Source organism: Pedobacter sp. D749 (genome assembly GCF_019317285.1).
GTDB lineage: Bacteria > Bacteroidota > Bacteroidia > Sphingobacteriales > Sphingobacteriaceae > Pedobacter.
The window spans coordinates 5,372,069-5,397,272 of the sequence record NZ_CP079218.1; the positions used below are offsets into that span (position 1 = coordinate 5,372,069).

At 33.2% G+C, this 25,204-nt stretch carries 23 protein-coding genes; 22 read left to right on the top strand and 1 reads right to left on the bottom strand.

Going from position 1 to position 25,204, the window contains the following annotated elements; translation table 11 throughout:
* Window positions 1-387 precede the first annotated feature (387 nt).
* From rfbB to KYH19_RS22120, 5 genes are all read left to right on the top strand, one after another.
* Window positions 388-1,440 carry a dTDP-glucose 4,6-dehydratase gene (gene rfbB, locus KYH19_RS22100; RefSeq protein WP_219076802.1) on the top strand — a complete coding sequence of 351 codons (1,053 nt, stop codon included), beginning with the start codon at window positions 388-390 and terminating at the stop codon, window positions 1,438-1,440.
* Window positions 1,440-1,988, top strand: coding sequence for a dTDP-4-dehydrorhamnose 3,5-epimerase (rfbC, locus tag KYH19_RS22105; protein ID WP_219076803.1), 549 nt, complete (start codon window positions 1,440-1,442; stop codon window positions 1,986-1,988). The genes rfbB and rfbC overlap by 1 nt, the downstream gene beginning before the upstream one ends.
* Window positions 1,985-2,842, top strand: a complete 858-nt coding sequence (gene rfbD, locus KYH19_RS22110; protein WP_219076804.1) for a dTDP-4-dehydrorhamnose reductase — start codon at window positions 1,985-1,987, stop codon at window positions 2,840-2,842. Before rfbC ends, rfbD begins: the two co-directional genes overlap by 4 nt.
* A 66-nt stretch (window positions 2,843-2,908) precedes the next feature.
* The gene (gene rfbA / locus KYH19_RS22115) at window positions 2,909-3,769 is read left to right on the top strand and encodes a glucose-1-phosphate thymidylyltransferase RfbA (RefSeq protein ID WP_219076805.1); all 861 of its coding nucleotides are present in this window, start codon (window positions 2,909-2,911) and stop codon (window positions 3,767-3,769) included.
* Between the two features lie 435 nt (window positions 3,770-4,204).
* Window positions 4,205-5,485, top strand: a complete 1,281-nt coding sequence (locus tag KYH19_RS22120) for a nucleotide sugar dehydrogenase (RefSeq protein ID WP_219076806.1) — start codon at window positions 4,205-4,207, stop codon at window positions 5,483-5,485.
* 39 nt (window positions 5,486-5,524) lie between these two features.
* On the opposite strand, the gene KYH19_RS22125 is transcribed toward KYH19_RS22120, so the two are convergent.
* Window positions 5,525-6,202, bottom strand: coding sequence for a hypothetical protein (locus tag KYH19_RS22125; RefSeq protein WP_219076807.1), 678 nt, complete (start codon window positions 6,200-6,202; stop codon window positions 5,525-5,527).
* Between the two features lie 322 nt (window positions 6,203-6,524).
* Here KYH19_RS22125 and KYH19_RS22130 point away from each other — a divergent pair, with 322 nt between their 5' ends.
* From KYH19_RS22130 to KYH19_RS22210, 17 genes are all read left to right on the top strand, one after another.
* Window positions 6,525-9,020, top strand: a complete 2,496-nt coding sequence (locus KYH19_RS22130) for an SLBB domain-containing protein (RefSeq protein ID WP_219076808.1) — start codon at window positions 6,525-6,527, stop codon at window positions 9,018-9,020.
* A gap of 183 nt (window positions 9,021-9,203) precedes the next feature.
* Entirely contained in the window at window positions 9,204-10,280 is a 1,077-nt protein-coding gene (locus tag KYH19_RS22135; RefSeq protein WP_219076809.1) for a Wzz/FepE/Etk N-terminal domain-containing protein, read from the top strand.
* 168 nt (window positions 10,281-10,448) lie between these two features.
* Entirely contained in the window at window positions 10,449-10,793 is a 345-nt protein-coding gene (locus tag KYH19_RS22140) for an ATP-binding protein (RefSeq protein ID WP_219076810.1), read from the top strand.
* Window positions 10,794-10,878: 85 nt separating this feature from the next.
* Complete coding sequence (locus KYH19_RS22145) at window positions 10,879-11,868, top strand: polysaccharide biosynthesis protein (protein WP_219076811.1); 990 nt, start codon at window positions 10,879-10,881, stop codon at window positions 11,866-11,868.
* Between the two features lie 181 nt (window positions 11,869-12,049).
* Window positions 12,050-13,180: a non-hydrolyzing UDP-N-acetylglucosamine 2-epimerase gene (gene wecB / locus KYH19_RS22150; protein WP_219076812.1), complete on the top strand. Its 1,131-nt coding sequence runs from the start codon at window positions 12,050-12,052 to the stop codon at window positions 13,178-13,180.
* Window positions 13,177-14,040, top strand: a complete 864-nt coding sequence (locus KYH19_RS22155) for an SDR family oxidoreductase (RefSeq protein ID WP_219076813.1) — start codon at window positions 13,177-13,179, stop codon at window positions 14,038-14,040. The genes wecB and KYH19_RS22155 overlap by 4 nt, the downstream gene beginning before the upstream one ends.
* 6 nt (window positions 14,041-14,046) lie before the next feature.
* Window positions 14,047-14,940 carry a glycosyltransferase family 2 protein gene (locus tag KYH19_RS22160; protein WP_219076814.1) on the top strand — a complete coding sequence of 298 codons (894 nt, stop codon included), beginning with the start codon at window positions 14,047-14,049 and terminating at the stop codon, window positions 14,938-14,940.
* 20 nt (window positions 14,941-14,960) lie between these two features.
* The gene (locus KYH19_RS22165) at window positions 14,961-16,274 is read left to right on the top strand and encodes an oligosaccharide flippase family protein (RefSeq protein ID WP_219076815.1); all 1,314 of its coding nucleotides are present in this window, start codon (window positions 14,961-14,963) and stop codon (window positions 16,272-16,274) included.
* Between the two features lie 37 nt (window positions 16,275-16,311).
* On the top strand, window positions 16,312-17,388 hold the full coding sequence (locus KYH19_RS22170; RefSeq protein WP_219076816.1) for a hypothetical protein: 1,077 nt from the start codon (window positions 16,312-16,314) through the stop codon (window positions 17,386-17,388).
* 67 nt (window positions 17,389-17,455) lie between these two features.
* The gene (locus tag KYH19_RS22175; RefSeq protein ID WP_219076817.1) at window positions 17,456-18,343 is read left to right on the top strand and encodes a glycosyltransferase family 2 protein; all 888 of its coding nucleotides are present in this window, start codon (window positions 17,456-17,458) and stop codon (window positions 18,341-18,343) included.
* 7 nt (window positions 18,344-18,350) lie between these two features.
* Window positions 18,351-19,319, top strand: a complete 969-nt coding sequence (locus tag KYH19_RS22180) for a hypothetical protein (RefSeq protein ID WP_219076818.1) — start codon at window positions 18,351-18,353, stop codon at window positions 19,317-19,319.
* Entirely contained in the window at window positions 19,319-20,506 is a 1,188-nt protein-coding gene (locus tag KYH19_RS22185; RefSeq protein ID WP_219076819.1) for an O-antigen polymerase, read from the top strand. Before KYH19_RS22180 ends, KYH19_RS22185 begins: the two co-directional genes overlap by 1 nt.
* 4 nt (window positions 20,507-20,510) lie before the next feature.
* Window positions 20,511-21,527, top strand: a complete 1,017-nt coding sequence (locus tag KYH19_RS22190) for a glycosyltransferase family 2 protein (protein ID WP_219076820.1) — start codon at window positions 20,511-20,513, stop codon at window positions 21,525-21,527.
* On the top strand, window positions 21,527-22,114 hold the full coding sequence (locus KYH19_RS24315) for a DapH/DapD/GlmU-related protein (protein ID WP_219076821.1): 588 nt from the start codon (window positions 21,527-21,529) through the stop codon (window positions 22,112-22,114). The genes KYH19_RS22190 and KYH19_RS24315 overlap by 1 nt, the downstream gene beginning before the upstream one ends.
* A 3-nt stretch (window positions 22,115-22,117) precedes the next feature.
* Window positions 22,118-23,251: an NAD-dependent epimerase/dehydratase family protein gene (locus KYH19_RS22200; RefSeq protein ID WP_219076822.1), complete on the top strand. Its 1,134-nt coding sequence runs from the start codon at window positions 22,118-22,120 to the stop codon at window positions 23,249-23,251.
* 1 nt (window position 23,252) lies between these two features.
* Window positions 23,253-24,269: a hypothetical protein gene (locus KYH19_RS22205; RefSeq protein WP_219076823.1), complete on the top strand. Its 1,017-nt coding sequence runs from the start codon at window positions 23,253-23,255 to the stop codon at window positions 24,267-24,269.
* A complete protein-coding gene (locus KYH19_RS22210) occupies window positions 24,266-25,162 on the top strand; it encodes an NAD-dependent epimerase/dehydratase family protein (protein WP_219076824.1) in 897 nt (298 codons plus the stop codon). The genes KYH19_RS22205 and KYH19_RS22210 overlap by 4 nt, the downstream gene beginning before the upstream one ends.
* The last annotated feature ends 42 nt before the right edge of the window (window positions 25,163-25,204 follow it).

Genomic DNA, 25,204 nt, shown 5'->3' on the forward strand with positions numbered 1-25,204 from the left:
GCAGCAATATGAATCATTGCGTTTCTATAAAAAAAGTTCAATGCATTTAAAAGAGAAGGTTAATTTGAGAACTGATCTTGTCGTCGATCATTTATTCATTTTTGTTATACTCATGGTCTATTAAGAATTTTTATTCGTTTGTAATAGCTGAATATTCGGTATTAAGAAACTTTAATGTTTTAATGTTCATTTTATCCTTTGCTTATTCGGGAGCGCAAAATAATAAACAATTTAGATGCATATCATCTGTTAAATATAAAAAATCAATAAGTGCGTTGCTATATTATTTTTTATATTAGAGAGGAACTTAGATGTTATGAATGCCAAAATTAGTTGTATTTCAGTTAAATCTAACTTACTTTAGCGGATTGAAAAACATATAATACTGTGAAAAAAATCTTAATCACCGGTGGTGCGGGCTTTATAGGCTCTCATGTAGTTCGTCGTTTTGTAAATAACTACCCTCAATATGAAATTGTCAATTTAGACAAACTTACCTATGCTGGTAACCTGGCTAATTTAACTGATATCGAAAATAAGCCAAATTATAGATTTGTAAAACAAGATATTACGGATGCTAACGCGATGTTCGATCTGTTTAAAACAGAAGATTTTGATGCCGTGATACACCTTGCAGCAGAAAGCCATGTAGATCGATCGATCAGCGATCCAACAGCTTTCGTAATTACCAATGTAATCGGCACAGTAAATTTATTAAATGCTGCCCGCGAATACTGGAAAGATAATTATGACAAAAAACGTTTTTACCATGTAAGTACCGATGAGGTATATGGTGCTTTAGGTGAAGAAGGCATGTTTACCGAAACTACTGCTTATGATCCACATAGCCCCTATTCAGCATCGAAAGCCAGTTCAGATCATTTCGTAAGGGCATATCACGATACTTATGGTATGGATTGTGTGATTTCCAATTGCTCAAACAATTATGGTTCTCATCATTTTCCAGAGAAGCTGATTCCATTGGCGATCAATAACATTAAAAATAATAAAGCTGTACCTGTTTATGGTAAAGGTGAAAATGTGCGCGATTGGTTATGGGTGGAAGACCACGCCAGGGCAATAGACGTAATTTTCCACAATTCGAAAACCGGGGATACTTACAATATCGGTGGCCATAACGAATGGAAGAATATCGATCTGATCAATTTGCTTTGTACAATAATGGATCAAAAACTAGGACGTGAGGTGGGTGAATCGGCCAAATTGATAACTTATGTTACCGATCGTGCAGGTCATGATTTGCGTTACGCAATCGATTCCAGTAAACTACAAAATCAATTAGATTGGGTGCCGAGCTTACAGTTTGAAGAGGGGCTGGCTAAAACAGTAGACTGGTATCTGCAAAATGAAGATTGGTTAAACAATGTAACTTCTGGTAATTATCAATCCTATTACAAACAACAGTACAGCAACAAATAATGGAAATTGAACAAACAGGATTAAAAGACTGCCTGATTATTAAACCCAGGGTATTTGAAGATCCAAGAGGTTATTTTTTCGAAAGTTTTAATCAATATACCTTTGAAGAGAAAACAGGTTTATCTGGCAGGTTTGTACAGGATAACCAATCTTATTCTTCCTATGGCGTAATCCGTGGCTTACATGCTCAAACAGGAGAGTTTGCACAGGCAAAACTGGTGCGTGTAACCAAAGGTGAAGTACTGGATGTTGCCGTTGATGTACGCCCGGGTTCACCGACTTATGGCAAACATATTGCTGTACATTTAAGTGCTGAAAATAAATTACAATTATATATTCCTCGAGGGTTTGTACATGGCTTTTCTGTTTTAAGCGAAACCGCAGAGTTTTTATATAAATGTGATAACTTTTTCAATAAAGCGTCAGAAACAGGAGTGATTTATAATGACAAGGATTTGAATATCGATTGGTTAATCCCAGAAAAGGATCAGGCAATTTCGGATAAAGATCTACTTTTAAAACCATTTGCCGAACTCCAGCATATATGAGCAAGATATTAGTAATTGGCGCTGGCGGACAGCTAGGCCAGTGTTTAAAGGTTGTAGCTGAACGAAGAGGAATTACGGAAATTGTTTTTCCTGCGGAACAGGATGCCAACATTCTAAATGAAAGTGCTTTGAACGATCTTTTGGCGAAAGAGCAACCAGGTTTTGTAATCAATTGTGCCGCATATACTGCTGTTGATAAAGCAGAAGACGAGGTTGATCTTGCTAAAGCCATTAATGAAACTGGCGCTGCGTACCTGGCTTCGGCCTGTTTGGCAAACGATGCTACTTTAATCCATGTTTCTACAGATTTCGTTTTCGAAGGAAATGAAGTAAAATTGCTAAAGGAAAATGACGAGGCTAAACCGATCAATGTTTACGGCTTAACGAAACTTGATGGAGAAAAAGCTGTTACTTCAATATTACCGGCCCATTTTATTATCCGCACGAGCTGGTTATATTCTGAATATGCCAATAACTTTGTGAAAACCATGCTTAAACTTGGAGCTGAACGTGATGAACTAAATATCATCGCCGATCAGGTAGGTACGCCAACTTATGCCATTGATCTCGCAAACACCATTTTTGAAGTGATTGCTTCTTCATCAACTGCTTATGGCGTGTATCATTTCAGCAATGAGGGAGTAACTTCATGGTTCGATTTTGCGAAGGCCATATTTGATATTAGCGAAACAGTGGTTAAAGTTAATCCAATACCAGGTTCTTCCTATCCAACAAAGGCAACACGACCGGCATTTTCAGTAATGGATAAAACTAAAATTAAAGAAACTTTTAATTTAGAAATCCCTTATTGGAGAGATAGTTTGGTGGACTGTATAAAACAAATTAATAAATAAAAGTAATATAGGTGTTTAGGTAGAGTTATTAATCTCAAATCTAGTGTCTAAAATCTCAAATTTAATATGAAAGGTATAATCTTAGCCGGCGGAAGCGGAACACGCTTACACCCTTTAACTTTAGCTTGCAGCAAACAAATGATGCCGGTTTACGATAAGCCGATGATCTATTATCCTTTATCTACCTTAATGTTGGCTGGGATAAAAGAAATTCTCATTATTTCTACCCCACACGATCTGCCAAATTTCGAGAAATTATTAGGTGATGGGGCTTCTTTAGGTTGTAAATTCAGTTATGCCGTACAGGCAGAACCAAATGGTTTAGCCCAGGCTTTTGTAATCGGCGAAGAATTTATCGGTAAAGATAAAGTTGCTTTAGTTTTAGGTGATAATATTTTTCATGGTGATGGTATGGCCAAATTATTACAAGCCAGTTCCAATCCGGATGGTGGAGTGGTATTTGCCTACCAGGTATCAGACCCTGAACGTTATGGCGTGGTAGAATTTGATGCAGATAAGAAGGCTATTTCTATTGAAGAAAAGCCCGCGCAGCCAAAATCTGACTATGCAGTGCCAGGTTTGTATTTCTATGATAACGAAGTGGTAGAAATTGCAAAGAACATTAAGCCTTCTCCTCGGGGTGAATATGAAATTACTGATGTTAACCGCGTTTATTTAGAACGGGGTAAGCTTAAAGTAGGTGTATTAAGCCGTGGTACAGCCTGGTTAGATACGGGTACATTTACCTCATTAATGCAGGCCGGGCAGTTTGTGCAGATTATTGAAGAAAGACAAGGCTTAAAAATCGGGTGTATTGAAGAAATTGCATATAGAATGGGCTTCATCAATGCAGAGCAACTTACTGCAATTGCTACACCGCTTGTTAAAAGTGGTTACGGAAGTTATCTGTTAAAACAGATTAAATAATAAGTTTACTATAATTTATATACCCTTAAGAGGCTGTATCAAAAGTAAAATCTAGCTGTTAAGACTATAATTTTATTTCGTTTCCCGTCATTCTCGCGCAGGCGGGAATCTTAAAGTGCTCTGTAGTAGCATTAGGATTCCCAATTAAATTGGGAATGACGACGTATCAAAATATAATTTGCTTTTGAGCCAGCGTAAATCTTTTTGATACAGCCTCTTTTTAAGTTTACTTTAAATAGCTGAACCAACCATACCCCTGTGGCCGGCAGTTTGAATTTTGGCGCTAATCCGCGCCAATACAATAGATTTCTAATACAGATGGAATATGATAATTAAAAATAGTTTTATATTCTCATCCACTTACTTGGTTATAGAATTTCAATATTGAAGTCCTAATAACGATTTTGTATATCTTTGCCACATCATTAGAAAGATATGGATCAAGATAAGCAGATTGCAGTTATTGGATTGGGTTATGTAGGATTACCTCTTGCAATAGCATTTGCTAAGAAATATGCTGTAAAAGGTTTCGATATTAACGAGAGCCGTGTGGCAGCGTTACAACAACTTGAAGATGGCACCCACGAAGCAAACCTGACAGATTTAAATGCTGTTTTAAAGGGGAAAGTAGATTCAGGATTGTATTTAACTTCAAATCTTGCCGATATCAGCACTTGCAACATTTATATTGTAACTGTCCCTACCCCTATTGATCACCTTAAACAACCTGATCTTAAACCGCTTTTAGAAGCGAGTAAAATGATCGGAATTGTACTAAAAAAAGGAGATGTTGTTATTTACGAATCTACCGTTTATCCTGGTTGTACAGAAGAAGACTGTGTGCCGGTATTAGAAAAAATATCCGGATTAAAATATAATGTTGATTTCTTTTGTGGTTATTCGCCCGAGCGGATCAATCCGGGCGATAAAGTAAATACCTTAACCAAAATTAAGAAGGTTACTTCTGGATCTACACCTGAAATAGCGATTAAAATAGATCAACTTTACAACTCCATCATTACTGCTGGTACACACCTGGCACCCAGTATTAAAGTTGCAGAGGCTTCAAAAGCGATCGAAAATGCACAACGTGATGTGAATATATCATTCGTAAACGAACTAGCCCTTATTTTTGATCGGATGGCAATTGATACAACTGATGTATTGGCTGCCGCTTCTACAAAATGGAATTTTCTTAATTATAAACCAGGTCTGGTAGGCGGACATTGCATAGGGGTAGATCCTTATTACCTGGCGCATAAATCAGAAGCATTGGGTTATAAACCAGAAGTTATTCTGTCTGGTCGCCGCGTAAACGACAATATGGGCATGTTTGTAGCAAATAAGGTAATTAAGATGCTGATTGCGAAAGACAAAATGATTAACGGCGCTAAAGTATTGATTTTAGGTTTTGCCTTTAAAGAAAACTGTCCGGATACCCGTAATACCAGGGTAATTGATATTTACAAAGAACTTAAATCCTTTAGCTTAGCTGTTGATGTTTACGATCCCTGGGCAAATGCTGCTGAGGTTAAGGGTGATTATGGTTTTGAACTCATACAATTAAACAAAACTGAAATTTACGATGCCATAATCCTTGCCGTAGCACACCAGGAGTTTCTGGATTTGGATTATCTTCAATATAAAAATAATGGCACAGTAATTTTCGATACCAAATCTTTTATCAATCGCGATTTGGTTAATGCCAGGTTATAATCTGAAAGATTGCTTACCTATATAAATAATTAAACTGTGCTAATTCTTGTTGCTCAGGCTAAACTGAATGCCAGCCGATACAGGATTTAATAACGACTCTAGTTTTTTGTAAGTAGTTACATCTCTTGATGCTCCGTTCAGTTGCGTATTGTCTTGTTTTTCATAAGAAAAGAAGAAATCAAGACTACTTTCTGCAAAAATGGACAGTTGTGGCAAAACATTTAGCTTAAAGCCAATTACCGGACTGACAACTAAGCCACTTTTACTGGCATCGGTCGTTTTTCCGATGTTATTTGCCACTATATTTTTTGATGCTAAGTTGCCGGTAAACCGATTGTAGCGGTAGCCTAAGTCGAAAGCAAAATATGGCTGTATTTTAGTATAGTTAAAGCTTTTCTCAAATCCGATCTTAAAGGAATAATCGGTAACCTTTCCACTAGCGATTTCACACGTAGCGCATGTATTATCAAATGTCAGATCATCGCGGTAATAGGTTCCGGCCAGGCGGTAGCTGATCTGGTTGTCATTGAACTTAAACATTGCCCCATGCCCGAATACTTTAGCATAGTTCTGGGAATTTGTCTGATCCAATACTTTTGGCATCTGCATAATGGTAAATGCCCTGATACCGATGGTGTAATTGTAATCTGCACTTGTTTGGGCAAATGCAGTTAGCTGTAAAAATAAAATACTAAGGATAAATAGGGATTTTTTCATGCAAAATTTGGGATGATATATTTAAATGAAACTTTATAGCAAGAAATGGGCCTAATTTTGAAGATATTTAAAATATAACTTTAAATTAATCGTTTCGTTTGAGTAAATAAAATAGAGCGTGTGAAAAATGTGATTAAGCCTGACATTGTGAAGATAGTGGTTTTTTTAAAAATAATTAGATTATAACTTAACTGTGTTTTTAGTAGTTTCTGCATCAGAAAACGTAAAAGTTGCATAGATTTAAAACTCTGAATAATTTTGAATAGTTTTGCACTCTCAATGCGGCTATATTAAAGTTGATAAAAGCCTGCCAGTTGCACCCATGAAAAAAAGAATATATTTATTTTTAAGTTTTTTAACCGTCATTTTCCTTTGCCATTTATCGGCTTCCGCACAAAACTATGCCAACGTTAAAGTAGATGATCTTTCTGACGCACAGATTAGACAGATGATCCAGCGTGCCGAATCTGTTGGCTATAGCGATGCACAATTAGAGCAGGCTGCTGCTGCGCAGGGAATGAAAGCGGAGGAAATTCAGAAATTACGCACCCGGGTAGAAAAAATCCGTAAACAATCGGGTACCACTGATACCGGTCAAAGCGATACAGATATAAATACCAATGGGGCAGTTCGGAAATACAATAACCCCGACAAAGATAAAAGTGATTCTCTTGTTAAGAAAAATACACCAAAAATTGATGTCCTGGAGTCTTTAAAACCTAAAATTTTCGGTTCCGACCTGTTTAAAAACAGCAATATTACCTTCGAGCCCAACTTAAGGCTGGCCACGCCCCGCAGTTATATCATTGGCCCTGATGATGAATTGCTGATTGATATTAATGGTGATAATGAAGCTAATTATAAACTTAAAGTTAGTCCCGATGGTACTATCCGTTTACAATACGTAGGTATAGTTTCCGTGGGTGGATTGAGTATCGAGCAGGCTTCTTCAAAAATTAGATCTGCATTATCTACTACTTATCCGGCGCTACGATCGGGCAGATCTACAGTTGCCATTAATTTAGGGAATATCAGGAGCATTAAAGTCGTAATGACTGGTGAGGTTGTTAAAGCCGGTACCTATACTTTATCTTCTTTATCAACCGTTTATAACGCACTCAGTGCATCTGGAGGACCAAATGATAACGGTTCGTATCGTAAAATTCAGGTAATCAGGAATAATAAAATTATCAGTACCATTGATGTGTACGACTTTGTAACTGGTGGTATCCAACGCGGAAATATCCGTTTACAAGATCAGGATGTGATCAATATCCCGGTTTATGAAAACAGGGTAGAGATGGTTGGAGAGATTAAACGACCCGCACTGTTCGAGACCATTAAAGGCGAAAGTTTGCAAAATGTAATCAATTTTGCTGGTGGCTTTAATAATCAGGCTTATACTGCTAAAATTAAGGTTTTTCAAAATACAGATAAAGAACGGAAATTAACGGATATCTCTGCTTCAGAATTTAGTACCTATCAACCCAAAAATGGCGATCGGTTTGTAGTTGAAGCTATTTTGGATCGCTTCGAAAATCGGGTAACTATAGCGGGAGCTGTTTTCAGACCAGGGCAATATGAATTGGATAAAGGATTAACCCTGAAAGGTTTGATCAATAAGTCTGATGGTTTAACTGAAGATGCTTTTTTAAATCGCGGATATATCAACCGCTTAAATATGGATAATACACCCGCATTGATTTCTTTTGATGTGGCTAAAATTATTGCCGGTACAGAGGCAGATATTCCATTGCAGCGTGAAGATAAAGTTACCATCTCATCGATATTCGATTTAAGAGATGAATATAAAATAAGTGTTCAGGGAGAAGTAAGAGCTGCGGGTACATTCGAATACGCAGAGGGGATGACACTTGAGTCGGTAATACAGATGGCCGGAGGATTTAAAGAAGGTGCAACACCAAACCGGATTGAAATTGCCAGACGTGTAAAAAATAGTGATGCTACATCTATATCTGCCCGTGCTGCAGAGCTTTTTATTGTGAATGTAGATCAGGATTTAAAATTATTGGGCGATCCTTTTATTTTAAAACCCTTTGATATTGTTTCGGTAAGAAACTCTGAAGGATACACCGTGCAAAAACAAGTGAAAATAGAAGGTGAAGTATTGTATCCCGGTACTTATACACTAACCAGAAAAGATGAGCGAATTTCGGAAGTGATTAAAAGAGCTGGAGGGTTAACCCCATCGGCCTATCCGGATGGTGCATCGCTGAAAAGACAGGGAGCAGAAAAAGTGAACCCTAAGGATAAAAATGCGATTGACAATAAAGAAGAAGAAGACAGGAAATTCCTGAATTTAAAAAGAGCCCAGGAAGCAGGTGTAAAAGATACTTTAACCTCAAATGTTGAGCAAAAATTAATTCAAAGCGATTTAGTTGGTATCAGTTTGGTTAAAATTTTAAAAGATAGCCTTTCGAGATATAATCTTATCGTAGAGGATGGCGATGTAATCCGGGTTCCCAGAACTTTGCAAACTGTTAAAGTAACCGGCGAAATCTTAAATCCAAATAGCATTGTTTATTTGCCTGGCAAAAGTTTAAGGCAATACATCAACGGTGCAGGTGGCTTTACTGCTAATGCCAGAAAGGGTGGAGTGTATGTTAAATATGCCAATGGTTCTGCAGCCGCTGTAAGTAAATTCCTATTTTTTAATAATGATCCCAAAATTAAACCTGGTGCAGAGATTCTGGTTCCGAAGCGTGCCGATAGAGAGCGTTTAACTGCGCAAAGCTGGATCGGAATTGGCACGGCTGTTGCTTCATTGGGAGCAATTATTGTGAGTTTGTTAAGGTAAATCATCTGCCCCTTTAGTTCATTTTCCTTCAGGAGAGAGAAGGGTAAAAAAAATGTCCCGTCTAATGATGAGGGGCGATTTATAGGGAGGGGAGCAATAAACAAATCTCTACTTAAATAGGCGAACGGAAATATAGAGATTTGCAGAATCGTTGAGACGAGTAATTAAAAACGACAAACGAAAATGACACAAAGTCAACAACATAACAATACAAACGACGAGATTTCCCTAAAAGACCTCATTGTCAAAATCCAAGAATGGTGGCGCTATCTTCTGTCGAAATGGTTAATAATTGTAGCTTTTGGCTTATTAGGTGGTGTTTTAGGCTTTTGGTATGCGACTACTAAAAAACCTATTTATACCGCTACTACCACTTTCGTATTGGAAGATGAGAAGGGCGGTGGATTAGGGAGTTTAGCAGGACTAGCTTCTATGGCGGGTGTAGATATAGGCGGGGGCGGAGGGATTTTTCAAGGAGATAATATCTTGGGATTGTATAAGTCTAGGATGATGTTGGAGCAAACTTTGTTGACGCCAATTGAAATTAATGGCAAGAAACAGTTATTAGTAGACCGATATATTGAATTTAATGATTTGCGTAAAGCCTGGGCTAAAAAGCCGGACTTGTTAAAGCTAAATTTTCAACCTTTAACCTTCAACCTTCAACCTTCACGCCTTAGAGATAGCTTATTAGGTGTTATTGTGTCAGATATTAATAAAAATTATTTAAACGTAGCGAAGCCCGACAAAAAATTAAGCACCATACAGGTAGATGTTAAAGCAAAGGATGAATTATTTGCCAAAAATTTTAATGATGCTTTGGTGAAAAATGTAAATGAATTTTACATCAATACCAAAACGAAAAAGACTTTACAGAATGTTAAAATATTGCAGCAGAAAACAGATTCAGTGAGAGCAGTAATGAATGGTGCAATATATGCAGCGGTTGCGGTGGCTGATGCCACACCAAATTTGAATCCTACTCGTCAAGTACAGCGAGTGGCGCCAGCTCAAAGGGCACAATTTTCTGCTGAAACCAATAAAGCAATCCTTTCAGAAATGGCTAAAAATCTTGAGATTACTAAAATGGCTTTATTAAAAGAAACGCCATTGATCCAGGTGATTGATCAACCAATTTACCCCCTTACCAAAGAACGCTTTGGTAAATTAAAGGGATTGATAATGGGCGGGTTTTTAGCTGATTTTTTGGTGGTATTGGGGTTGATTGTGAGGCGATTGTTGAAACAGTTGACTGTTTAGGTTGCTTGATTATAGATTTCCAGCATTAGGGTCAAAAATAATAATGATTGTAGAAAACCAACATACAGAATTTAAAGCGAGTTTCAATGATGCTACAATAGAAACATGGTCTGCTTTTGTGAATATTATAATCCCGGAATGCTTTAAGGGAATCTAACCGTTGCGGAATTGATAAAAGATAATTACCAAGCTAATACCCGGAATAAATTAATTGCCGAAGCGTTTTATTTAACAGGTGATATCGAAAAATATGGCAGTGGTTTTGTACGGATCCGTAAAGAACTCAAGAAATATCCAACAATGAAAATGGAGCTTGAAGAAATACCAAATGATTTTTTAGCGGTCTTAAGTTATACAAAACAACGAATGGGATTGGTTGAGGATAATGTCACAGATAATAGACGTAAGCATATTGTTGAATTGATGAAAAAGAATAAGAAAATTACACCTATTGAAATGGCTAATTCAATAGGTGTGGTGAGAAAGACTATTGCCAGAGATCTTGAACTTTAAAAAAAGAACGGCGTAATAGAACGCGTAGGTGCTGATAGTAACGGTTATTGGATAGTAAATCATAATTATAAATAATTATTGTAAGATGTTAAAAGATAAAATTTTGTTAATTACCGGTGGAACTGGATCATTTGGAGGTGCGGTTTTGAATCGTTTTTTACATACAGATCATTTTAAAGAAATAAGAATTTTTTCTCGAGATGAGAAAAAGCAAGATGATATGCGTAATTCTTATAAAGATGATAGAATTAAATATTTCATTGGAGATGTAAGAGATTATAATAGTGTTGAATACGCTATGCGAAATGTGGATTACGTGTTCCACGCTGCTGCATTAAAACAAGTACCTTCCTGCGAATTCTTTCCTATGCAAGCTGTAAAAACAAATGTGGAGGGAACACAGAATGTTATAAGATCAGCTGCTTTGAATAAGGTTAATAAAGTTATTTGTTTATCAACCGATAAAGCGGCTTATCCGATAAATGCAATGGGGATTTCTAAAGCAATGATGGAAAAAGTTGCTGTAGCTGAAGCTCGTAATTTGATAAATACTACAGTCTGCTTAACACGATATGGAAATGTAATGGCATCACGGGGCTCAGTTATTCCGCTATTTTTATCTCAGATTGAAAGAGGTGAAATATTAACTGTGACAGATCCTACTATGACACGTTTTTTAATGTCGCTAGATGAAGCTGTTGAATTGGTTTTATTCGCTTTTGAGCATGGAAATCCAGGTGATTTGTTTGTAAACAAAGCCCCTGCTGCAACGATAGGAGATTTAGCTGAAGCAATTTGCCAATTAAAAAATATAAACAGCGAATATAAAGTTATAGGCACGAGACATGGAGAAAAGTTATATGAGACTTTGTGTACGCGTGAAGAGATGCTTAAAGCGGAGGACATGGGTGATTTTTATCGCATTCCTGCTGATAATAGAGACTTAAATTATGCGAAGTATTTCTCAGAGGGAAAAGAAATTATGCCAAATGTTGAAGATTATAATTCGCATAATACAAGTAGAAAAGATGTGGAAGGTATAAAGAAGCTACTCAAAAAGCTTGATTTGTTCTAAATTAACAACTAAATATTGATTGTAAAAATAAATTTATGTTGTCTGGTTGTTGAAATCGTCATTATGTCAAAGGTATCTTTAACTTGGTTTACATTTTAATAAACACAATTCTCTCGTTTTGAAAAAATCTTATATAAGAGACATAATTAAGCCGCAGATTAGCTGATACAATAAAATTAACATGAAAAAATTAAAAGTAGTAACAATCTTAGGTACTCGACCTGAAATTATACGTTTAGCTGAGTGTATTAAAAAATGTGATGTATACTTTGATCACCTTTTAATTCATACAGGTCAAAATTACGATTATGAATTAAATGAAATTTTTTTTGAAGATTTAGGCCTAAGAAAACCAGATTATTTTTTAAATGTTTCAGGGAATCATTTGGGTGAAACAATAGGTAATGTAATTTCAAAATCGTATGAAATTTTATTGAAAGAAATGCCTGATGCATTATTGGTATTAGGAGATACTAATAGCGTTTTAAGCACAATATCTGCTAAAAGACTTAAAATCCCTATTTTTCATATGGAAGCTGGGAATAGATGTTTTGATCAAAATGTTCCTGAAGAAATTAACCGTAAAATTTCAGATCATATTAGCGATATTAACTTAACTTATACAGAGAATAGTAGACGATATTTATTAAGCGAAGGTTTTAGAAAAGATCATATCTTTCTCACGGGTTCTCCTTTGAAAGAAGTCTTGTTAAGATATAATAGTCAAATCGTCGATAGTGATGTTGTTTCTCGCTTGAATCTAAAAAATCAAGAGTATATAGTAGTAAGTGCACATCGGGAAGAAAATATCGATTTGGATAATCATTTTGAAATTTTGGCACATTCTTTAAATCAGGTTGCCGAAAAATATACAATGCCTATAATATTTTCTACACACCCACGAACTAAAAATCGCATTGAAAAAAACAGAATCAAATTTCATCCATTAATATCCAATATACCACCTCTAGGCTTTTTCGACTACGTAAAATTACAGAAGAATGCATTTATAGTTCTTTCTGATAGCGGAACAATAAGTGAAGAATCAGCAATGATGGGGTTTCCAGCGGTTAGTATTAGAACAAGTACAGAAAGACCCGAGGCTATTGATGCTGGAACAATAGTGCTAGGAGGGATAACTGAAGATCAAATTTTAAATTCTATAGAAATAGCTAGAGGTTTGTTTGATATAAACATTGATCTACCTAGAGAATACTTAGTGACAAATACATCAGATCGTGTAGTTAAAGCCATCCAAAGCTATACTTCCGTTGTTAATAGTGTAATTTGGAATAAAGAGGTTATTAAATGAAGAGAATATTAATTATTGGTGTTAAGGGCATGGCAGGTCATATGATATATAATTTCTTTAATGAAATTAATTCATATGATGTTTACGGTTTGGCTAGAAATATTCGCCAGAATGATAAATTGTTTAATATTGATGTTTCAGATCTAAATCTATTATCCTCTATTTTGTTGGATCATCAATTTGACTATATTGTAAATTGTATTGGAATTTTAAATAAAGATGCAGAAGATAATCCATCTAAAGCAATTTGGTTCAATAGTTATTTTCCTCATTACCTTGAAGAAGTAACAAAAAAGAATAACACTAAGATTATACATATAAGTACAGATTGTGTTTTTTCTGGTAAAAGGGGCGCATATACTGAGAATGATGTTAAAGATGGAATGGGTTTTTATGCTCAGTCTAAGGCATTAGGGGAGTTAAATAATAATAAAGATATAACAATTCGTACCTCCATTATAGGCCCAGAACTAAACGAAAATGGGATAGGATTATTTCATTGGTTTATGTCGCAGCCCAAAGAAAGTAAATTAAACGGATTTAGAAAAGCTTACTGGTCAGGATTAACTACTCTAGAATTAAGTAAAGTGATTGTTGAGGTTATAAATCAGGATATTACAGGTTTAATTCAAGTGGCTCCGAAAACTAAAATAGATAAGTACAACTTAATTGCCTTATTTAATGCTATCTATAGAGATAATAAGATATCAATTGAACCAAAAGATGACTATCATATTGATAAAAGTTTAATTACTATTAGAACAGACTTTGACTATATCGTTCCAAATTATCAAGAAATGCTGCTGCATCAGCATGAATGGATATTAAAACACTCTGATATATACTCACGCTATTTATAAATAATTATGATTTCTATAATTACGGCCTATTATAATCGTAGAAAACTATTTCTTCGAACTTTAAACAGTATAAATTTAAATTACGAAAAAATTGATTTTGAGGTTATTGTAGTTGATGATGGAAGTGATGAGCATGAAAGATTAGAGGACTTACAAATAATTTTCCCTTTTCTAAAGGTTATCCGATTAGAAAAGATTGATAAATGGTACAATAATCCTTGCATACCATTTAATCTAGGTTTTAAACAAGCAAAAGGAGATAAAATAGTAATTCAAAATCCTGAGTGCTATCATTTTGACGACATATTAGGGTATGTGGACAAACATCTTAAAAAAAATGATTACTTAAGTTTTGGGTGTTTTTCTTTAGATAAGAAAAATACAGATGATGATACACTTTTTTTTAATCGTGATAATATTTCATCTATAATTGAAAACAATAAATATGTTGTTCAAGTGGATGGTGGTTTAGGCTGGTATAATCATTCAAAATATCGTCCTGCTTCCTATCATTTTTGCACTGCAATAATGACTTGTGATTTGGTTGATCTTGGAGGGTTTGACCCAAGGTATGCATGGGGTCATGGTTATGATGATGATGAACTAATTTTTAGAATTAAACAAAAGCCGTTGCATATTAAGTTTGTTGACAGTGTTAGAGTTCTTCATCAGAATCATTATGTTAACCAAACAAACATTGATGAGCAAAAAGTTAAATATCTTAATGAAAAAGCAACACTTAATAGGAATATTTTTGAAAATGTAACGCAAAAAACAAGATTCTATAGAGCTAATTATATAAATGTCGGCAAATATTGTCAAATATATAGACCTAGTTTTATTCAGAATTTAAAAAAGAGAGTTAAACATATTCTCGGAATGAACATTGATAATTATTAACAAACATATTTTAGCACTTAATGGCATCTTCAAAAAATAGAACTCTTATTAATAATATTGCATCGTTAGGTTTAGTGCAGATTGTTAATTATATTTTCCCCTTAATTACAATTCCTTTTGTTTCTAGAATACTAGGGCCGGATGGCTTTGGTGTAATTAATTATATAACTGCATACATTACTTATTTTATTCTGATAGTAAATTATGGTTTCGATTTTACCGCAACAAGAAAGATTGCTATAGAGCCTGATAATTTAGTTATAAGATCAAATGTTTTTTCTGAGGTAACTTGTGCTAGGGCGCTGTTATTAATAATAACAATTTTCATTTTCATAATTTGCATTGGAATAATCCCTCTTTTAAGAGAGCACCTAATGCTTTCTTGCGTTTTATTTTTGAATGTTATTTCTGCATTTTTAACACCTCAATATGTATATCAAGGTTTGCAAAAACTTTCGGTTTTAAGTTTTTTAACAATCATAAAAGGTGTTATTAATACAAGTTTAGTCTTACTCCTCATTTCTAAAAGAAATGATTTAATATTATATGTTAGTATAAGTGTGTTTAGTAATTTTCTAATTAGCTTAACTTCTGTTTTATATGTTTTTTTTATTCTCAAGATTAAATTCACTTTTATTTCCATAAAACATTCTTTGAAGGTTCTAAAAGAGGTTCGATTAGTATTCTTTTCTTCGATTATATTCTCACTATATACCACTACTAATATCGTTATATTAGGTTTTTTTGAAGAAACAAAAGCAATTGGCTTTTACACAACAGCCGTAAGTTTTATTGTTATTGTTCAAGGGGTTGTTAATATTCCACTTTCATCTTCACTTTACCCATACATCGGAAAATCATTTTCTGAAAGTAAAGAAAATGGATTAATTAAGTTGAGAAAAATTATACCGCTTGTATTTTATTTTACTGCCTCAGTTTGTCTCGGAATTTTAATATTAGCACCCTTTGTAATTTCACTCATATATGGTAAAAAATTTGATGGTTCAATAATAAGTGTGCAAATACTAAGCTTTTTGCCATTAATTTCAGCAATGAGTAGTATAATGGGGATACAAACAATGCTTAATTTAAGCATGGATCAATTATTTTTACGAACCACTACGTTTGCAGCCTGCTTTAGTTTAGTGTTGAATATAATAATGGCTTATTTCTTCAGTTATATAGGAACCAGCATAAGCTATTTATCCACTGAGGTAATTATTTGTATTTCATTTTATTTTATTCTAAGGAGTAAGGGATTAATATTGTTTGAATGGGAATATTTTAAACCAAAAAATGTTATTATGCAATTAAAGAGTTTAAAGTCTATATAATATTACAGTTTACAAGCTAATGAATACTTCTACTTAAATGAATAATTTTTATTATATAACATATTTATCAGATTCTATTAATGAAGGCGGTATGGCCCGAAATTTAGCTTTTTCTGATAAAATGAATTTATTAGGATGTCGCAGATTGAACATGTATTTTTATAAGGACAATATCTTTAGAAGAACTTGGGCTGGACTTCGTTTGTTAATTTTACTTTCATGCCATAATGACAAAATAATTTTAGCACATCAATCAGCAATTTCTTTACTTTTTCCAATGCTAACCAAAAAGGTTAGCCAAATTGTGTTTAAAACAATACTTACCTTTATTGCGAAAAATAATCGTTTAATCATAGAAGTAAATGATCTTCCTTATGAACAAGCGATAGACTTAGACTTACCAATACATAGCTCTATGTTAGAGCATGAAAATTTATTTTATAGTATACCAAATTGCCACTACATATTCGCATCAAACGAAATGTCTAAATATGTTTGCGAAAAGTATAAGATTGATAAACATTTTGCTGAAGTAATTATAAACGGTGGCCCTGATGCTCTTTCGGTGCCTTTTAAATTGCCTAATAAGTCTTGGATTGCAGATGAAAACATTAAATATATCTATGCTGGTAGTTTAAATAAAGGAAGACAAATCGATCAGTTGATAGATGTTTTTAGAGTAAATGCAAGTAATTTATTAATATTGATAGGAATTTGGGGGGAATGGTTAAAGGAAATCGATTTGCCTGCTAATGTAATTTATCTTGGAGATTTTGAGGAAGAGAAAGCACATTATATTGTTTCTAAATGCGACATTGGATTAATTCCTTACGATGAAACAAAGTTTTATTATAATTTATGCTATCCTACAAAAGCTTCATTTTATATAACTGCTGGAATCCCATTTTTATCAACTCCGTTATTAGAATTACAAAATGTTTTTGCAAATAAGCATATTTCATACTTTCAACCATTTCAAAATTGGGGAAAATTTATAGCAGGGTTAAAAAAAACTGATTTAATAGATAGAAAAGGCGATATTAAAATTGAAAAACATAAGTTTAGTTGGAAGTATCAAATTGACCAATATTTTGATGAGATGATTAATGAATAAAGCTATTTCTTTTGCATTAAGTAAAAAAAAATAAATGAAAATCTAAACATTTTGAATCATATAACTTATGTCTGAAAAGCGAAACAAACTAAGTGTAGCCTTATGTACTTATAACGGGGAGTTATACTTGAAAAGGCAATTAGACTCAATACTAAATCAAACATACCCAATTGATGAAATCATCATTGTAGATGACTGTTCTTCAGATTCTACAAGATCCATTTTAAATGATTATAAAGAAAAGTTCAGTTCAATAAAACTCTTTTTTAACGAAGAGAATTTAGGGCCAAACGGAGCATTTAAATATGCTATTTCACTAGCAAGTAATGAGTTTATTGCCCTAAGTGATCAGGACGATATTTGGTTTGAAAATAAAGTCGAATTGCAGATGACTGGCATACTCAAGAATGGTCATCATTTAGAAAAGAAACCAATACTCTCATTTCATGATTTATGCCTTATAGATGAAAATGATAGAATAACAGATAATTCTTTTTGGAAAGTACATAAATTTATGCCAGAAAGTTTCACTTTTAAAAAGCTTTTAATTTCAAATATTGTAACAGGATGCACGTGCGTTATTAATAAAAGCATGCGGGATGAACTCGTTAAATGCGACATGCAAAACATCATTATGCACGATTATTTGATTGCTCTAATCGGCTATGGTTTCGGCACAGTTATCTATATTAGTGAGCCACTAATGTATTATCGTAGTCACTCAAGCAGCGTAACAGAAAAAGAAAAAATTACTTTTAAAAATAGGATTGATAGTTTCATTTCTAGAGTTAATAACGGTAAATATTTAATGCCCCATATTCTACAAATTAAGCAATTTAAAGATTTGTATGAATCCGAACTGAACTTAGACAAACTAAATATGATAAATTATTTTCTTAAGTTTGAAAAAAAAAATGTCTTTAATAGGATGATTTACAGGTGGTTGATTAATTAATAGGTTCATGCATATTAAAGAAAAAAATATATTATTTATATGTCCAAAGTTTCATAATTATGAAGACATGATAAAAGATCAATTGATGGAATTTGGAGCAGCAGTTGATTTTTATGCAGAGCGATCTTATGGCATAGATTTTAACATCATCAATAATTTTTTTAAAGGTTATTTAATGAGTTATCAAAAGAAGCATTATGAACACATTTTAAAAAAAATACAATATAAACACTACGATTATTTATTTGTAATTAGGGGTTTCATGCTACCCGAATCTTTCTTACATGAATTTAAAAGACTTAATCCTGATAGTAAAACTATTATGTATCAATGGGATTCTCAGAGAACGAATTCATTTTGTCATTTAAATAAGTTGTTTGATATAGTTAAGACTTTCGATTTTAAGGATAGCGAAGATTTGAATATTCCTTATTTGCCTTTATTTTACACAAAAGACGTTCAAGCTTACCAATCATTAGACAAGGTTTATGATTATGATTTTTTCTTCATGGGCTTTTTTTTTAAAGAAAGATACGAAGCAATATTAAGATTTAAAGATTACTGCAATGCGAATGGTTATAAATTAATGCCCTTTCTATATATGCCCATCTCAACGCGGTTAAAATATTTTTTAAAAGGAAAGAAGCTCGATCGCTCAATAGTTTCTTTTAAGCATATGAATCGAATAGATTATTTAAATATTTTATCAAAAAGTAGAGTTATGGTAGATGTTAGCAATTCAAGACAAACGGGCTTAGCCATGCGGGTAATTGAATCCTTGGCATGCAATACTAAAATAGCTACAAATAATACTTTCTTTGAAAGAGATGAAAACATCAAGCAATCTGGAATGGTATTCTTGTTTAATCTGCAGAATATTACAATAGATAGAAAGTTTCTTAACAAAGGTTTCGAGAGTAGCAATAAATTAGTTCTCTCGTTAGAGGAATGGACAAAAAAACTATTTTCAGTTTAATGAAACACAAAATATTATATCTTCCTTGTTTTGTCTACGCAATTTCTTTTGGCGCTATTTTGGCTTTGTATCAAATCGGTTGGTCAGACCTTTATCCTGAAATAAATGGTTTCCTATTATTTTTTCTCCTATCAACAATAGGAATATCATTTGGCTTAGCATTATTTCAAAATAGACAAATAAAAATTGTTAAAAGTGATGTTAATCTTTCCTCAAACTTTCTAAAGCGAGCAATGTATTTTTTAGGAATTGGCTATATTCTCGAATTTTTATATGAATCCAGTATACCTCTTGTGAGTACTTTATTAAGTGGATCTTATTCATATGGTGATTTTAATGGTATTCCGACTTTCCACGTTATTTTAGGGACTTTTAATATATTTTTTTCAATTTTAATGTTTAATCATTATTTAACGAACAAAACTAAGACGACACTTTTCCAGTTTGTAATGACCTTAATACCGTATGTTCTTGTGTTAAATCGGGGTGCATTTATGATTGTTTTTTCAGCGATGATTTTTCTTTTTTTAATGAAACTAAAGTCAATTAGCTTAGTGAAGATAGTCAAGCCTTTTTTGGTGCTAGGAATCGTTTTATACTTTTTTGGAGTTATTGGCAATGTTAGGCAAGAGCAAACGAAAGAAGATAAGGAATATCTATTGAAAGTGGCAGGAGCAACCGATAGATTCCTTACAAGTGGTGTTCCTGGGGAATTTTACTGGAGCTATATTTATTTGATTTCTCCAATGGGGAATCTTCAAAACTTAATAAATCTGAAGGATAGTAGTTTTAATATTGATAATATTGGGATATTCTCAACGACACAATTATTTCCGGATTTTATAAGTAAAAGATTGGTTGGATTGTTGGGGTATACGGATAGATTGGAAAATGGTGGTGGTTCGGAATATTTAGTTACAGCTTTACTAAATGCAACAACGGTTTATTACGCAGGTTATTATTTATTGGGCTCTTCTGGCTTGATTTTTATGTTTTTTGCGATGATGATTAGTGCATTAATTTATCCATTATTGATAAAACGAGATAGTCAATATTACCTAACAGCAATAGCTTCATTGAATTCTATAATCTTATTAAGTACTTTTAATAATATGTGGTATGCTACAGGTACAATTTTATTATGGCCAATTATTTTTAGTTTGATAGGAAGATTAAAGTTAAGATAGTGGTATGTTAAAGAATAACTGTTTGATTAGTATTGTCGTGCCATTTTATAATGTAGATTTATATTTTGACTTTTTTTTGGAGAGCTTACTGCCTTTAGACGATAATTTTGAAATTATTCTTGTTGATGATGGTTCTAAAGATAATTCAATTAATATTGCTCAAAAATTTTCCAACTTGTATAATAATGTAAAAATTTTAAGCAAAGAAAATGGAGGGTTAAGTTCTGCAAGAAATTATGGGTTAAAATATGCTTCTGGAGAACATGTAATATTTCTTGATAGTGATGATTATATTGAGGATAAAAATGTTCTTTTTAAAATGTATGAAAAGGCAAAAAGCACGCATGCTGATATTGTCTTGGCTACATATTATGAGTTTTCTGATTTAAAAGTTAAGAAATTCAGGTATGATCGGACTAATTTTATCCATGACCTTATTTTTTTAGATGATAGACTTAATAAATTGATGGATAATGATGTATCATTTGCAGTTTGGAATAAAATGTTTAAAGTCGATTTTTTGATAAAAAATAAACTGTTATTTAAAGAGGGTATCTGGTTCGAAGATTTAGAATTTATTTATAGAGCATTTTTTTATGCTAACAAAATTTCTAAAGTTGATGATGTATTATTGGGCTATAGGCAAAGGTTAGGTTCAATAATGAAAACAATAACGCCTAAAATTTTAGATAAAATATTTGTTTTGAATGATTTGTTGATATTTTTGGAAAAGCAAAATCTGTTAAATAGATTTTATGAGAAGTTCAAAATACTTTATATAAGGATGGCATTTTCTGTAATTTATGCTGTAGTAATGAATGAAGGGAAAAATGATGAGAAGCGGACTATCATTAATACAATTTTTAACTCTTCATTTTTTTTAACTATTTTTTCAGAAGAACTGTTGTTTAAGGGGAATTTAACAATAGCCGAGAAAATTTTCTATCATTTAATTAAGTATAAAATAATTAATCGTTATAATATTGTTTATTTGGGCTTCTTGCAAACTAAAAAAAATTGATGAGTAGGTATAGCATACTAGGGAAATTAAAACTTTCAATATTTGTCATAAGGACAAAGTTTGTGTTTAAAAACGCAAGACTAATAAGATTTCCTTTTGATATAAGAGGCAGGGAATTTGTACAGGTTGCTAAAGGATTTACAACGGGTTTTGGATGTAGAATAGAAGCTTGTCCCAAATCTCCAAATATAGCTCTTTCAATTGGAGAAAATTTCCAAATGAACGACTATGTCCATATTACAGCAATGGAAAGTGTTGTAATTGGCAATAATGTACTCTTAGCTAGTAAGGTTTATATTTCAGATTGTTCTCATGGGAGTTATTCAGGAGATGAATCGGATAGTAACCCTAATTCCATTCCAAAGGATAGGGAAATGTTTTCAAAGCCAATAACAATAGAAGATAACGTTTGGATAGGGGAATTTGTTTCTATACTTCCTGGCGTTTCAATTGGTAAAGGAACAATTGTGGGAGCAAATTCTGTCGTATCAAGAAGTTTACCCGCTAATGTAATTGCGGTGGGAACACCCGCCAAGGCGATTAAAAAATTTAATTTTGACACCAATCATTGGGAAAGAATAATATAAAATATGGAAAACATACTAATCACCGGAGGAGCTGGGTTTATAGGCTCCAATTTGGCGTTAAAATTAATTGCAAAGGGATATAAAATCACGGTTCTAGATAATTTATCTCCTCAAATTCATGGTGAGAACCCTGAAATAAGTTCCCCTTTATACATAAGTATTAAAGATAAAACAAGGTTTATTAAGGGGACGGTAACGAGTAAGGAAGATTGGGCTGAGGCATTAAAAGATCAGGATGTAATCGTTCATTATGCAGCTGAAACGGGCACTGGCCAATCTATGTACGAAATTCAAAAATATGTAGATGTAAATGTAAACGGTACTGCAATTATGTTAGATTTACTGGCAAATTCTGAGCATAAAGTTAAAAAAGTAATTATTGCTTCTTCTCGTTCTATTTACGGTGAGGGAAAATATTTGAACGAAAAGGGCGAAAGCATTTATCCAAAACATCGCACCTCTGAAGTGATGGACAAAGGAGATTTTGAAGTTAAGTTCTTAGGCTCCGAAACCTTGAAATTGGTTGCTACAGATGAAGATTCCAAAATTCACCCTTCATCAGTATATGGTATTACCAAGCAAAATCAGGAACAAATGATTATGACAGTTTGCCCAACCATTGGTATTTCACCAGTGGCTTTTCGTTATCAAAACGTCTATGGGCCAGGCCAATCATTGAAAAACCCTTATACAGGCATCCTGTCTATTTTCTCTACGCAAATCAAAAATGGCAATGGCATTAATATTTTTGAGGATGGAAAAGAAACACGTGATTTTGTTTATATAGATGATGTTGTTGATGCTACTATTTTAGGGATAGAAAAGGAAGAGGCAAATGGAGAAGTTTTTAATGTTGGAACAGGTGTGGCAACTGATGTAATAACGGTTGCCAACGGTTTGATTAAATATTACGGGCAAGAAGTTTCGCTAAGCATAAGCGGAAATTACCGGTTAGGCGATATCCGCCACAATTATGCCGATTTAACTAAAATCAAGTCAAAGTTAGGATTTGAGCCGAAATTTTCTTTTGATCAAGGTTTGGAAGAATTTACCAAATGGGTAAACACGCAAGAGGTAGAAAAGGATAACTATCAAAAATCCATTGATGAAATGAAGGCAAAAGGACTGTACAAGTAATATGAGTTTTTTCAAAAATAAATCTATCTTAATATTATCCGTCAAGTTTTTCAATTATGAAAATTTAATTAAGGATGAGCTATCATTGATGGGGGCAAAAGTTGATTTATTTGATGAGCGACCGTCAAATTCATTCTACAGCAAAGCTGTTATTAGATTAAAAAAAAGCTTTTATCAGCGGAAAATCGACCAATATTATCGTGATATTATAAGAAAAGTAAAGGTTAATAAATACGATTTTTTTCTTTTAATTAAAGGAGAGGTAGTCCCCATTTTTTTTCTAGAATTTCTTAAATCAAATAATCCAGGACTAGTATTTATTTACTATACATACGATTCTTTTAAAAATAATCCTAACGGGTTAAATATTTTAAGTCATTTCGAGAGAAAGTTTACATTTGATAGAATGGATGCTGTTGAGCATGGTTTGAGTTTCAGACCGCTATTTTTCGCATCTGATTATGCCGATGTAAAGGGCAATAATGATTTATTAGATTACGATATAGCATTTATAGGCACAGCTCATTCTGATAGATATACTTTATCTCAGGCAATTGAAAAATTAGTTAAAAGTATTGGATTGAAAATGTTTAATTTTTACTACTCTCCAAGTAAAATACTTTTTTATTTCAGAAAGCTAACAGATAAGAATTTTCGAAAATTTGATCGAGAAAAGATTTCATTTGGGAGCCTATCTCATAAACAGATTATCGCAGTATATAGAAAATCAAAGGCCATTCTTGACATCAATCACCCTGGTCAAAATGGTTTAACAATGCGTACGTTTGAAACTTTAGGTATGGGTAAAAAGTTGATTACAACAAATAAGGATATTAAGAATTATCCATTTTTTAGCAGTAACAATATTTTAATCATAGATAGAGATATTCCCAACTTACATATCGAATTCTTCAAAAATGACTTCGAAAAAATTGATCAGGAAATTTATTTTTTAATGTCTCTGAGAGGTTGGTTAAAAGAGCTTTTTGAACAAGAATCTAACATCTGGAAGCTATGACAAGTGTTATCCTAACTGGCGCTTCAGGATTCTTAGGGAATTATATACATCAGGAGTTAGCTAAGACACATGAAGTAATTACAATTTCCAGAGTAAATGCTGATATTAATACAAATTTAGCATTTCAGATCCCACAACTTCCACAAGCCGATATAGTAGTACATTGTGCTGGAAAAGCACACTCAGTTCCTAAAACGGAAATGGAGAAACAAACCTTTTTCGATGTTAACGTAACTGGTACGGCTAACCTACTTAAAGGCATAGAAACTAATGGTTTACTTCCTACAGCATTTGTATTTATAAGTACAGTGGCAGTTTATGGATGTGATTCTGGGGTAATGATTAATGAACAACATCCTTTAAATGCAACTGATCCTTATGGACAGAGTAAAATCCAAGCTGAGCACCTTGTTGAAAGCTGGTGTTTTAAAAATGGTGTTATTTGTGCAATTTTAAGACTGCCCCTTTTAGTTGGAAACAATGCTCCCGGGAATCTTGGTTCAATGATAAACGGAATAAAGAAAGGATTTTACTTTAATATAGCTGGTGGAAAGGCAAAAAAAAGTATGGTGATGGCATTAGATGTAGCTAAGTTAATTCCAATTGTAACAAAAATTGGTGGGGTTTACAATCTTACTGACGGATATCATCCATCATTTGATGAACTTTCTAAAAACATAGCCGAGCAATTTCATAGAAAAAAACCGCTAAATATGCCATTGTGGCTTGCCAAAATATTGGCAAGCGTTGGTAATTTGTTAGGCAACAAAGTACCAATTAACACTTCGAAGTTAAATAAGATCACATCAGATTTAACTTTTGATGATTTTAAGGCAAGAAAGGAACTAAATTGGAGTCCTAGTTCGGTTATCAAATCATTTAAGGCTAATTAATTTATGAACACTATAATTTTAAAATTTAAACTCGAACTCAAA

What these genes read in the sequence shown, in the direction of transcription:
- KYH19_RS22200 (WP_219076822.1), top strand. Translation starts at nt 22,118, where the DNA reads ATGGAAAACATACTAATCACCGGAGGAGCTGGGTTTATAGGCTCCAAT.
- KYH19_RS22165 (WP_219076815.1), top strand. Translation starts at nt 14,961, where the DNA reads ATGGCATCTTCAAAAAATAGAACTCTTATTAATAATATTGCATCGTTA.
- KYH19_RS22160 (WP_219076814.1), top strand. Translation starts at nt 14,047, where the DNA reads ATGATTTCTATAATTACGGCCTATTATAATCGTAGAAAACTATTTCTT.
- KYH19_RS22130 (WP_219076808.1), top strand. Translation starts at nt 6,525, where the DNA reads ATGAAAAAAAGAATATATTTATTTTTAAGTTTTTTAACCGTCATTTTC.
- rfbA (WP_219076805.1), top strand. Translation starts at nt 2,909, where the DNA reads ATGAAAGGTATAATCTTAGCCGGCGGAAGCGGAACACGCTTACACCCT.
- KYH19_RS24315 (WP_219076821.1), top strand. Translation starts at nt 21,527, where the DNA reads ATGAGTAGGTATAGCATACTAGGGAAATTAAAACTTTCAATATTTGTC.
- KYH19_RS22145 (WP_219076811.1), top strand. Translation starts at nt 10,879, where the DNA reads ATGTTAAAAGATAAAATTTTGTTAATTACCGGTGGAACTGGATCATTT.
- KYH19_RS22210 (WP_219076824.1), top strand. Translation starts at nt 24,266, where the DNA reads ATGACAAGTGTTATCCTAACTGGCGCTTCAGGATTCTTAGGGAATTAT.
- KYH19_RS22170 (WP_219076816.1), top strand. Translation starts at nt 16,312, where the DNA reads ATGAATAATTTTTATTATATAACATATTTATCAGATTCTATTAATGAA.
- KYH19_RS22135 (WP_219076809.1), top strand. Translation starts at nt 9,204, where the DNA reads ATGACACAAAGTCAACAACATAACAATACAAACGACGAGATTTCCCTA.
- wecB (WP_219076812.1), top strand. Translation starts at nt 12,050, where the DNA reads ATGAAAAAATTAAAAGTAGTAACAATCTTAGGTACTCGACCTGAAATT.
- KYH19_RS22205 (WP_219076823.1), top strand. Translation starts at nt 23,253, where the DNA reads ATGAGTTTTTTCAAAAATAAATCTATCTTAATATTATCCGTCAAGTTT.
- rfbD (WP_219076804.1), top strand. Translation starts at nt 1,985, where the DNA reads ATGAGCAAGATATTAGTAATTGGCGCTGGCGGACAGCTAGGCCAGTGT.
- KYH19_RS22120 (WP_219076806.1), top strand. Translation starts at nt 4,205, where the DNA reads ATGGATCAAGATAAGCAGATTGCAGTTATTGGATTGGGTTATGTAGGA.
- rfbC (WP_219076803.1), top strand. Translation starts at nt 1,440, where the DNA reads ATGGAAATTGAACAAACAGGATTAAAAGACTGCCTGATTATTAAACCC.
- KYH19_RS22190 (WP_219076820.1), top strand. Translation starts at nt 20,511, where the DNA reads ATGTTAAAGAATAACTGTTTGATTAGTATTGTCGTGCCATTTTATAAT.
- KYH19_RS22180 (WP_219076818.1), top strand. Translation starts at nt 18,351, where the DNA reads ATGCATATTAAAGAAAAAAATATATTATTTATATGTCCAAAGTTTCAT.
- KYH19_RS22155 (WP_219076813.1), top strand. Translation starts at nt 13,177, where the DNA reads ATGAAGAGAATATTAATTATTGGTGTTAAGGGCATGGCAGGTCATATG.
- KYH19_RS22185 (WP_219076819.1), top strand. Translation starts at nt 19,319, where the DNA reads ATGAAACACAAAATATTATATCTTCCTTGTTTTGTCTACGCAATTTCT.
- KYH19_RS22175 (WP_219076817.1), top strand. Translation starts at nt 17,456, where the DNA reads ATGTCTGAAAAGCGAAACAAACTAAGTGTAGCCTTATGTACTTATAAC.
- KYH19_RS22125 (WP_219076807.1), bottom strand. Translation starts at nt 6,202, where the DNA reads ATGAAAAAATCCCTATTTATCCTTAGTATTTTATTTTTACAGCTAACT.